The sequence below is a fragment of the Streptomyces sp. UNOB3_S3 genome (assembly GCF_020740895.1).
Taxonomy (GTDB): Bacteria; Actinomycetota; Actinomycetes; order Streptomycetales; family Streptomycetaceae; genus Streptomyces.
The window spans coordinates 1-9,052 of sequence record NZ_JAILXP010000296.1; the positions used below are offsets into that span (position 1 = coordinate 1).

8 protein-coding genes are annotated in these 9,052 nt (G+C 73.1%); 4 read left to right on the forward strand and 4 right to left on the reverse strand.

The window, feature by feature from the left end; all coding sequences use genetic code 11:
* From K6I33_RS26275 to K6I33_RS26290, 4 genes are all read left to right on the forward strand, one after another.
* Window positions 1–229 (forward strand): TOBE domain-containing protein (locus K6I33_RS26275; protein WP_229357013.1); only part of this gene is annotated, 229 nt, incomplete at its 5' end.
* A gap of 66 nt (window positions 230–295) precedes the next feature.
* Window positions 296–1,873 carry an alpha/beta hydrolase gene (locus K6I33_RS26280; protein WP_229357014.1) on the forward strand — a complete coding sequence of 526 codons (1,578 nt, stop codon included), beginning with the start codon at window positions 296–298 and terminating at the stop codon, window positions 1,871–1,873.
* 157 nt (window positions 1,874–2,030) lie between these two features.
* Window positions 2,031–3,128 (forward strand): hypothetical protein, encoded by a 1,098-nt coding sequence (locus K6I33_RS26285; protein WP_229357015.1) that lies wholly within the window; start codon window positions 2,031–2,033, stop codon window positions 3,126–3,128.
* Window positions 3,129–3,192: 64 nt separating this feature from the next.
* Window positions 3,193–4,785, forward strand: a complete 1,593-nt coding sequence (locus K6I33_RS26290) for an alpha/beta hydrolase (RefSeq protein WP_229357016.1) — start codon at window positions 3,193–3,195, stop codon at window positions 4,783–4,785.
* 76 nt (window positions 4,786–4,861) lie between these two features.
* Here K6I33_RS26290 and moeZ read toward each other — a convergent pair whose 3' ends face one another.
* The 4 genes from moeZ to K6I33_RS26310 all read right to left on the reverse strand — a co-directional run bounded on the left by moeZ (window position 4,862) and on the right by K6I33_RS26310 (window position 8,875).
* Window positions 4,862–6,040 (reverse strand): adenylyltransferase/sulfurtransferase MoeZ, encoded by a 1,179-nt coding sequence (gene moeZ / locus K6I33_RS26295; RefSeq protein WP_229357017.1) that lies wholly within the window; start codon window positions 6,038–6,040, stop codon window positions 4,862–4,864.
* Window positions 6,041–6,103: 63 nt separating this feature from the next.
* A complete protein-coding gene (locus K6I33_RS26300; protein WP_374285857.1) occupies window positions 6,104–6,883 on the reverse strand; it encodes a spherulation-specific family 4 protein in 780 nt (259 codons plus the stop codon).
* Window positions 6,871–7,785 (reverse strand): NAD(P)-dependent oxidoreductase, encoded by a 915-nt coding sequence (locus tag K6I33_RS26305; RefSeq protein WP_229357018.1) that lies wholly within the window; start codon window positions 7,783–7,785, stop codon window positions 6,871–6,873. The genes K6I33_RS26300 and K6I33_RS26305 overlap by 13 nt, the downstream gene beginning before the upstream one ends.
* 97 nt (window positions 7,786–7,882) lie before the next feature.
* Window positions 7,883–8,875, reverse strand: coding sequence for a hypothetical protein (locus K6I33_RS26310; RefSeq protein ID WP_229357019.1), 993 nt, complete (start codon window positions 8,873–8,875; stop codon window positions 7,883–7,885).
* Between the last annotated feature and the right edge of the window lie 177 nt (window positions 8,876–9,052).

Here is a 9,052-nt window from a genome sequence, read left to right on the forward strand (position 1 = left end):
CCTCCACACCACCCGCCCCACACCCACCACCAGCAGCCCCCGCAACGTCTGGCACGGCAAGGTCCACGAGCTCACCGCACAAGGCAGCAGAATGCGCGTCCTCGTCAACGCCGACATCGAGATCCTCGCTGAGATCACCCCCGCCGCCGCAGCGGAGCTGAGGCTCACGGAGGGCACCCCCGTCTGGGCCGGCGCGAAGGCGACGGAAGTCAGATTCGTCCCTCTATAGCCCACCTGTAACCCATACGGCCCTCCCTGCGCGCGCCCCGCCCCGCTCCGCCCAAAAGTGGGAGGCGTGTCCAGATCCCCCCGCACGGCCAGAGCGCGATCCCTGCTCGCGGCCGTGCTCGCGGCCGTACTGCCGGCCGTGGTCACCGGCTGCAGCGGCGACGCCGACGGCGACGCGAGGCAAGCGGCACCGTCCTCCGCGGCCGCCCCCACCGCGGCCGCCGGCACCACCCTCCAGAATCAGAAACTGGACTGGAAGCCCTGCCCACCCCCCAGCCGCAGCGAGGACGCGGGCGCCGCCGGCCGGCCCCCCGGCCCGGACTGGGAGTGCGCGACCCTGCGCGCGCCGCTCGACTACGCCCACCCGGACGGCGAGAAGATCGGCATCGCCATGATCCGGGCGAAGGCCACCGACCAGTCGCACCGCATCGGCTCGCTCGTCTTCAACTTCGGCGGCCCCGGCGGCTCCGGAGTGACGACGCTCCCGGCGTTCGCCGACGACTACCGCACCCTGCGCACCCGCTACGACCTGGTCAGCTTCGACCCGCGAGGGGTCGGCCGCAGCAGCGGGGTGACGTGCCTGCCGGACAAGGAGCTGGACGCGTACTACGCGGCGGACGCGACCCCGGCCACCCCCTCCGAACAGAACGCCCTCGTGGGCCGGGTGAAGAGGTACGCGGAGGGCTGCCAGAAGCGCTCGGGCAAGCTCCTCCCCCACGTCGGCACCACGAACGCCGCCCGCGACATGGACCTCATGCGCCAGGTCCTGGGCGACGGCAAGCTGCACTACTTCGGCGTCTCCTACGGCACCGAACTGGGCGGGGTCTACGCGCACTTGTTCCCCAAGAACGTCGGCCGGGCGCTGATGGACGGTGTGGTGGACCCGGCGAGCGATCCGGTCCAGAGCGCCCTCGCCCAGGCGGCGGGGTTCCAGCTCGCCCTCGGCGACTACATGACGGCCTGTACGAAGACGTCGGACAACTGCCCCACGGAGCAGCAGATCACCTCGCTCCTCGACCGGCTGGGGACGAAGCCGGTGCCGGGCGGCGGGGGCCGCGATCTGACGCAGTCGCTCGCGACGAGCGGCATCGCGCAGTCCCTCTACTCGAAGGAGTTCTGGGACTACCTCACCGAGGGTGTCGAGGACGCCGAGAACGGCGACGGGAAGATCCTGCTCATGCTGGGCGACTCCATGAACGGCCGCAGCCAGGACGGGACTTACAGCTCCCTCCAGGCGTCGCTCAACGCCGTCACGTGCGCCGACTTCGCCCAGCGCTACACGGCGGACGACATCCGGCGCAGGGCGGCGGAGTTCCGCAAGGCGTCGCCGGTCTTCGGGGACTTCATGGCGTGGAGCCTGTTGCAGTGCACGGGCTGGCCCGTGAAGGGCGAATGGCAGACGCCCGACGTCAGCGCGAAGGGCTCGGGGCCCATCCTCGTCGTCGGCAACACCGGTGATCCGGCGACTCCTTACGAGGGAGCGCACAAGATGGCCCAGGAGCTCGGCAAGGGCGTCGGAGTCGAGATGACATACCGGGGAGAAGGCCACGGCGCCTACGACAGCGGCAACGCGTGCGTGAAAAGCGCGGTTGACGCATACCTGCTGGAAGGTACTGTTCCGGCACCCGGGAAGGTGTGCTCATAGCACCCATAGCACATCACACCGGTATGACGAACTCCAGCGGCTCGAATGTCAGTGGCCCGCACTACCATCGCCCGCACAGAGTTTCACTCGGACCGTTTTCACCGCGGGCGACGACGGGCGATGGGCGGGCGACGACAGGCGACGGAGGGGGACAGAGGTGTTACGGACGGCCGAACACCCGGGCCGCAGGGCAAGACTGCTCACCGGCGCCCTGGCCATAGCGGCGTTGCTGGCGGCCCTGATGGCGCTGTGGCAGACGCAGTTCAGGCCGCTGGCCCGGCAGGACTACTGCTGGGGCACATGGTCGGAGGAGAGCGGCCCGTTCCGCGGGGAGGCCGGGGGCGTCCGGCAGCGCGTGTCGCGGGAGAGCGCGCCGGGTCGCGGCCGGCCCCACGGCCACTGCACGCTGAGCTGGCGCGGTGGCGACCGCGGGGGCCATGGCACCGAGCGCCGGCTGGAGGTCCGCTACGGCACGGGCCCCGAGGCGGCGGACGAGCGCCGGGCCTGGCTGACGGGGCTGTTCGCCGGGGGCGACTCGCCGCTCCCGGACGCCCTCCCCGGCTTCGTCACGGCCTCGTCGGGCACGTTGGTGCTGCCGGAGTCGTGCGATGTGCGCGGCCGTCCGTCGGTGGTCACGCTGACCGGGTCGTTCCCGGACGCCTCCCCGGCGCGGACGGGCAGGCTCCTGCTGGAGGTGGCCAACCGGGCGGCGAAGGCGACGGGATGCGCGCGGGAGGCGCCGCCGATGGCGTCGCCGCCCGCGCCCGGGGCCTGTGCGATACCGGGCATAGCCGGCCCGGCCGGAACGGGCAGCACGGAGCCGGACTTCGAGACGTGCGCGCTGGCGAACACCGACGCGAACACCACCCCGGCGAGCACGCCGACGAACGCCACCACCCCGGCGCACACCGCCACCCCGGCAGACGAAACCGCCCGGGAGGGCGACACCACCACCCCCGCCGACGCGTTCCGCTGGGCGGCCCGGTTCGCGATGACCGCGCGGCCCAGGATCGTCGCCCTGTTCGACGGCCTCACGGGCGACAGCCCGCCCGCGCCCGGCTGGCGGGCCCACGGCCGGATCGAGGCGACGGGCGCGCTCATACGGGCCGACTGCGCGGGCCGTCCCACGGTGTTCACCATGCGCACGGGCCCCGGCCGCACCGGCACCCGGGCCGACGATCCGCGCCGGGCGTTCCCGGCCTTCGTGGACGCCGTCGCGGGCCGGATCGGCTGTGCGCCCCTGCGCTCCGCCTGACAACGCCCGTACGCCGGGTCCCCAGGGGGTCGGGAAAGGGCGATTCATCCGTAGAGTCGGTGGAATGAGTCCCACACGGCCCCGGGTCACGGCCCTCGCCTCCCTCGCCGCCACCGTCCTTGTGATCGCCCTCGCCGCCACCGGATGCGGCGACAACGGCGGCGACAGAGCGAACGGCCAGAACAGCGGCAGCGGTGCCGACAGCAGCGGCGGGGGCAACAGCGGTGGCAAGAACGGTTCCCCCGTCCCCAAGCTCAGCTGGAAGACGTGTGACGCCCCCACCGCCGCGCAGGGCGCGGGCAAGGCGCCCGGCAGGGCCTGGCAGTGCGCGAAGCTCCCGGTGCCGCTCGACCACTCCAAGCCGGACGGCGAGAAGACCGACCTCGCGCTGATCCGCAGCAAGGCCACCGACCCGTCCCGCCGCATCGGCTCGCTCGTCTTCAACTTCGGCGGGCCCGGCGCCTCGGGCGTCGCCGCGCTGCCCGCCCTCGCCGACGGCTACGCCGCCCTGCACGCACGCTACGACCTGGTGAGCTTCGACCCGCGCGGAGTGGGCGAGAGCGCGGGCGTGCGCTGCCAGAACGACAAGGAGCTCGACGCGGCGTACCAGGTGGACGGCACCCCGGACGACGACGCCGAGCTCCGGCAGACGCTGGCGACCAACAAGGCGTACATCGACGCCTGCGCCAAGAACTCCGGCAAGGTCCTGCCGTACGTGGACACGATCAGCGCCGCCCGTGACCTCGACCGGATCCGGGCCGCGCTCGGCGACTCCAGGCTCCACTACTTCGGCATCTCGTACGGCACCGAACTGGGCGGCGTCTACGCGCACTTGTTCCCCAAGAACGTCGGTCGCACCGTTCTCGACGCCGTGGTGGACCCGACACAGGACACCGTGCAGGGCGACCTCGGACAGACCAAGGGCTTCCAGCTCGCGCTGGACGACTACCTCAAGGACTGCGCCTCGGCGGGCGCGGCGGGCAGCGGCGGCCGCTGCCCGACCCTGGACGAGATCACCACGCTCCTCAAGGACCTCGACTCCAGGCCCCTGCCGACGAGTCAGGGGCGGAAACTCACCCAGGACGAGGCGACCAACGGCATCGCGACCGCGCTGTACTCCAAGGACACCTGGAAGTACCTGACCGCCGGGCTCCAGGAGGCGCGGGTCAAGGGCACGGGCAACACCCTGCTCCTGCTCTTCGATTCCATGGCGGGCCGCTCGCCCGACGGCCGCTACAACAATCTCCAGGCCGCCAACCGGGCCATCTCCTGCGCCGATTCGGAGGAGCGCTACGACGTGGACGACGTCCGGCGGCTGCTGCCGGAGTTCAAGGAGGCCTCGCCGGTCTTCGGGGAGTCCGCCGCGTGGTCGCTGCTGTCGTGCACGGGCTGGCCGGTGAAGGGCAAGTGGAAGACCCCGGAGGTGAGCGCCGAGGGGGCCGCGCCGATCCTGGTGGTCGGCAACGCGGGCGACCCGGCGACGCCGGTGGCCGGTGCGGCGAACATGGCTACGATGCTCGGCAAGGGCGTCGGGGTCCGGCTGACCGTCAAGGGCGAGGGCCATGGCACGTACGGCGTCGACGCGTGCGCCACGAAGACCATGGACGCCGCGTTCCTCGACGGCAGGCTCCCGGCGGACGGCACGACCTGCCCGTAGGCCGCGAAGAAAACGGGCCGGCCCCGCCCGCCTCTCGACGAGGCGAGCGGGGCCGGTCCGCGAAAAATCTGTCCCGTCAGTACACGGGCTTCTGCGGCTCCACCTGGTGGACCCAGCCGATCACGCCGCCGCCCACGTGCACCGCGTCCGCGAAGCCCGCGGACTTGAGCACGGCCAGCACCTCCGCGGAGCGGACACCCGTCTTGCAATGCAGGACGATCTTCTTGTCCTGCGGCAGCCCCTGGAGCGCGTCGCCCATCAGGAAGTCGTTCTTGGGGACCAGCCGGGCGCCGGGGATGGAGACGATCTCGTACTCGTTGGGCTCGCGGACATCGATGATGTCGATGTTCTGGCCCTCGTCGATCCACTCCTTCAGCTGGAGCGGCGTGATCGTCGAGCCGGCGGCGGCCGCTTGCGCCTCCTCGGAGACGACGCCGCAGAAGGCCTCGTAGTCGATGAGCTCGGTGACCGTCGGGTTCTTGCCGCAGACCGCGCAGTCGGGGTCCTTGCGGACCTTGACCTGCCGGTAGGTCATCTCCAGGGCGTCGTAGATCATCAGCCGGCCGACCAGCGGGTCGCCGATGCCCGCGAGCAGCTTGATGGCCTCGTTGACCTGGATCGAGCCGATCGAGGCGCAGAGCACGCCCAGCACCCCGCCCTCGGCGCAGGAGGGCACCATGCCCGGCGGCGGGGGCTCGGGGTAGAGGCAGCGGTAGCAGGGGCCGTGCTCGCTCCAGAAGACGGAGGCCTGACCGTCGAAGCGGTAGATGGAACCCCACACGTACGGCTTGTTGAGCAGCACGCACGCGTCGTTGACGAGGTAACGGGTGGCGAAGTTGTCCGTGCCGTCGACGATCAGGTCGTACTGGGAGAAGATCTCCATCACGTTGTCGGCCTCGAGGCGGCCCTCGTGCAGCACGACGTTCACATACGGGTTGATGCCGAGGACCGTGTCCCGCGCGGACTCGGCCTTGGAGCGGCCGATGTCGGCCTGGCTGTGGATGATCTGGCGCTGGAGGTTCGACTCGTCGACCTCGTCGAACTCCACGATGCCCAGGGTGCCGACGCCGGCGGCGGCGAGGTACATCAGCGCGGGCGAGCCCAGACCGCCCGCGCCCACGCAGAGCACCTTGGCGTTCTTCAGCCGCTTCTGCCCGTCCATCCCGACATCCGGGATGATCAGGTGGCGGGAGTACCGGCGGACCTCGTCGACGGTGAGCTCGGATGCCGGCTCGACCAGGGGTGGCAGCGACACGGGGACTCCGTAGGTCGGTATGTCAGTACGGTGGTGCTTCCCGTAACACTGCCACGCCCCGTCTCATTCCGAGACACCAGGTCCGATGCGCGAGACGAAATCGTCCCAGTAGCCGGGCAGGGACTCCCAGGGGTCGAGCGCGTCGCGGTCGGTGCGGTCCGTGAAGTAGACGGTGCCCGCGCCCTGCCAGCGGGCGACGCGCAGCGCCTCGTCCAGGTGGGTGCGCGGCACGCCGTGCACCAGGTGGCAGAAGCGCTCGGGCGGATGGTCGACGGTCCACTCGGCGGCCCGGGACCAGCGGTAACCGGACCAGGGGCCCGCGTACGTCACCAACTGGTCGCCCACGTCGGCGTATCCGGGGCTGGGGTGGGTGCCGTGGGACAGGACCAGATGCGCCCCGTCGTGCAGGGTCCGCAACGCGCCGGCCATCCGCCGGATCCCGGAGAGCCCGGCCTCGTCGTCCGGGCAGCGGGCCAGCGCGAAGCCGTCCACCCGGTACCAGTTGAGGTAGCGCTGCGCGTCGGAGAGCAGCTCGCCGAACGACCGGGTGCCGTACCGGACGTCCAGGTGGCCCAGCACGCGGGCGCCGGACGTGCGCAGCGGGACGACGGCGGACAGCCAGTACGGGTCCTGCCGGGAGCCGGGGCCGCCGCTCACGCCGTCGGGCTCCCGCGGCGCGCCGCCGCCGATCGCCACCCAGTCCAGCGGGAGGCCCGCCCGCTGGAGGCCGCCCCACTCGGCGGGGGCCACCAGCGGATGCGCGAAGCCCGGCACGGCGAGCCGGAGCGGGGCCTTCCGGGCGGCGAGGGCGCGACGGTATCCCGGGGAGATCAGATACGACACGCCGCCTCCATCCAGATGTCGGCCAGCGACTCCTCCAGGGCGATGCGCGGCCGCCAGCCGAGGCGGTCCCGGGCGGTGCGCACGTCGGCCTGCTGCCAGCCGCCGCATCCGTCCGGGTAGGGGTACGCGGGCGGGGTGCCCAGGTGGGGGTCGTCCAGCTCGTGGAGGGCGCCCCCGAAGCCCGCGACCCGGGCGAGCAGGGTCGCGGCGTCGCGCAGCCGCACGGCGCGGCCGGTGCCGATGTTGACGGCGCCCTGGGCGGCGGAGAGGGAGGCCGCGTGGACGGCCCGGGCGATGTCGCGGACGTCGACGAAGTCACGCTGCACGCCGAGGCCGGTGAGCTTCAGTTCGTTGTCGCCGCTCTGCATCGCCCTCCGCATGGCCTCCGCGAGCCGGCCCAGCGGCGAGCCGGCGGGGGTGCCGGGGCCGACCGGGGAGAAGACCCGCAGCACGATCGCGTCGAGCCCGGAGCCGAGCACCAGCTCGGTGGCGGCGAGCTTGCTCACCCCGTACGGGCCGCCCGGGCGCGGCACCGCGTCCTCGGCGGTGGACGAGCCGGGCTGCGAGGGCCCGTACTCGGAGGAGCACCCCACCTGCACCAGCCGGGCGCCGCAGCCGCTGCGGCGCAGCGACTCGCAGACGGTGGCGACGGCGACGGTGTTGTGCCGGGTGAGCTCGCGCGCCCCGCCCCGGGTGGCGCCCGCGCAGTTGATCACGACGCCGGGGTGGACGGCGTTGAGGAAGCGGGTGAGGGCGCCGGGGCTGCCGGAGGCCAGGTCGAAGCGGACGTCCGCGTCGTCGCCCCGGCCCAGGGCGGTGAGCTGGACGGCGGGGTCGGCGAGCAGCCGGTCGGCCACGAAACGGCCGAGGTAGCCGTTGGCGCCGAGGAGCAGGACTCTCATCGGTCGGGCCCTCGCTCTCGCCCGGTGGTGCGCGGGGGGTGAACGGTCATCGTGCTTGCTCTCTCTCCTGTCGACGGGGTGGGGCGGGTGGTGCCGGTCACCGGGGTCCGTGGACCGAGGCCCGGGACAGCGCGGGGACGGCGTGGACCAGCAGGGCGAGGGCCGGCGGGACGCACGCGGCGAGCGACAGGGCGGTGGGGCCGAAGGCCCCGGCCGCCCAGCCGACGGGCCAGCGCAGGGCTTCGCAGCCCGGTAGCCGGGCGGCGAGCAGGGTGAGCGGGGGCAGGGCCTGGGCCGCGGCGGCGGCCAGGGTGGCGGCGACGGCCGCCCGGGGCAGCCCGTGGGCGACGAGCAGCCCGGCGAGGAAGAGGAGCAGGCCGAGGGCCGCCGCGGTCAGGTAGTGGAGGACGGGCGGGGTGGCGCCGGGCGCCTGGCCGGCCGGCAGGGCCGACCGTGCCGGCCAGAGGAACGCCAGCAGCGCGCCCAGGAAGACCGTCACCGCCACCAGTAGGGCGGGCCGGGTTCTTCTGCCGAAATCGGCGAGGTCCCGGCTGGCCGGGAGCGCGCGGCGCGCCCTGGCCGCGAACCAGTGCGCGCACCAGGCGGCGGGGGCGGCGGCGCAGGCCAGGGCCAGGGCGGTGGGCGCCGCGCCGGCCAGGACGGCCGGGGCCGGGCCCGTCCGGCCTGCCAGGGCCCGGTGGCCGTGGAGCAGCGCCGTGAGCAGTTGGTCGCCCACGAGGGCGTGGGCGATCAGCCAGAGGCAGGCCAGGGTGACTGTCGCGCCCCGGGCGCCGCGCAGGGCTGCGCAGGCGGTCTGGCGCTTACCCTCCGTCGGCGGGCGGGCGCAGGCCACGTCCGTCTCCGTGCGTTCCACCCTCGCGTGGAGTTCCTCCGCCAGGGAGAACACGTCGCGGTGGCGGTAGTCGGTGGACGCGACGCGGTCGCAGATGCCTCTGGCCTCCAGGCCGGCGGCGATCTCCAGCGGGTCCACTGATCCGGCGCACAGCCGGTGGTGGCGCGTCAGCAGCACCTTCACCGGGTCCGCTTGCGCGTGCGGGTCCGTGGGTGGGTTGTGCCCACCTTCCCCCATAGCCTGAACGGCATGGGAGGTACCCCCATCGCCCTGCGGAACGCCTGCCCACAACCGGTCTTCAGTTATCGACGTCGTCATCGGCGGCCCGCCCAGGTGGGGGAGGCCGTGCGGGAGGTGGCGGAGAGCGGGGCTCCCGCGTGGGAGAAGGGGACGGACGGGTCGGGGGTGCCGAGG